The 484-nt window shown below is 71.3% G+C and carries 1 protein-coding gene; it reads right to left on the reverse strand.

Annotation, left to right across the window (positions count from 1 at the left end; genetic code table 11):
* Window positions 1-484 (reverse strand): SDR family oxidoreductase (locus tag JK363_RS41630; RefSeq protein WP_201883515.1); only part of this gene is annotated, 484 nt, incomplete at both ends.

Here is a 484-nt window from a genome sequence, read left to right on the forward strand (position 1 = left end):
CCAGCCGGGCCAGTTCCGCTTCGCCCAGCTCGCCCGCCATGCCGGCGGTGTTCTCCCACAGGCCCCATGCCAGGGACGTCGCGGGCAGCCCCGCCGCCGTGCGCATCTGCGCCAGCGCGTCCAACGACGCGTTCGCCGCCGCGTAGTTCGCCTGCCCGGGACTGCCGATCAACGCCGCCACCGAGGAGAACAGCACGAACGCCGACAGACCCATGTCGGCCGTCAGCTCATGCAGATGCCAGGCGGCATCGACCTTCGGCCGCATCACCCGTTCCACCTGCTCCGGGCTCAACGACTCCACCACACCGTCGTCCAGCACACCGGCCGTGTGCACCACGGCACTCAACGGGCCGTCGAGCGCGTCCAGCACACCCGTCAGCTGCTCACGGTCGGCCACATCGCACGCCACGACCCGGACATCAGCTCCCTGTGCCTCCAGACCGGCCACCAACTCACCGGCCCCATCGGCCGCCGGACCACGCCG

The organism is Streptomyces coffeae, from assembly GCF_016741875.1.
Classification (GTDB): Bacteria; Actinomycetota; Actinomycetes; order Streptomycetales; family Streptomycetaceae; genus Streptomyces; species Streptomyces coffeae.